This is a genomic window from Komagataeibacter kakiaceti JCM 25156, assembly GCF_000613305.1.
This window is the reverse complement of the sequence record NZ_BAIO01000821.1, coordinates 1-708: the sequence shown is the minus strand read 5'-3', so window position 1 is coordinate 708 and position 708 is coordinate 1. Positions and strand designations below refer to the sequence as shown.

At 63.3% G+C, this 708-nt stretch carries 2 protein-coding genes; one reads left to right on the top strand and one right to left on the bottom strand.

Translation table 11 applies throughout. The features are described from left to right. A partial coding sequence (locus tag JCM25156_RS19235) for a hypothetical protein (RefSeq protein WP_025814434.1) occupies positions 1 to 377 on the top strand: 377 nt, incomplete at its 5' end. Positions 378 to 480: 103 nt separating this feature from the next. Here the strand turns inward: JCM25156_RS19235 and JCM25156_RS26445 are convergent. Beyond that, positions 481 to 708 (bottom strand): alpha/beta hydrolase (locus tag JCM25156_RS26445; RefSeq protein WP_034961498.1); only part of this gene is annotated, 228 nt, incomplete at its 5' end.

The following is a 708-nucleotide window of genomic DNA, read 5'->3' as shown; positions in this document are numbered from 1 at the left end:
GCCGCGTGTTCATGATCGTGCCGATGGCGGCCCTTGTCTTTCTTGTCGGGCGGATGGGCTGGCTGGATCAGGCGGCGGACAAGCTGACGTTCTCACGCATGAGCTGGTTCGACAACACGGCCCTGGTCGAACATTTCCGCACCATCGTCACCCATAACGGCATGACATCGGACGCGAAGGACTGCCTGCTGTTCGTCCTGAACGGCAACGACCCGCCGGACGCCACCCGCATCGACGTGCTGGAAAAACATTCCGGCGCCTGCCCCGGTGACCGCAACACCCTGCCCCACCTGTTCACGTTGCAGATCGACCGGCTGGGCCAGACCGCGCAGACGGACTGGCAGTCTCCGGGGCTGTTCCATCCCCTGCCCCGTTAAGAGGCAGTCTGAAAATCCTGCTTTTTTGAAAAATGGGGCGCCCGAAAACTTTTATTGTTTTTTATCAATCAGTTGTTTTCAGGCAGCCTTTAAGCTGGCCGCCTTACAGGCTTCCACCGCGCAGCACGCGCCGCAGGGCCCGCGCACCGTACCGGATCGCGTGCCGCCCCGCCGGGAGGAAGGAATAGAAGTTCAGGAACCCGTGCACGGTGCCGCGCCATGTCCGGGTTTCGGCATGGCTTCCGGCCTGCCGCATGGCGGCGGCGTAGCCCGTACCCTCATCATGCAGGGGGTCGCATTGCGCCAGCGCGATCACCGCGGGCGGCAGCCC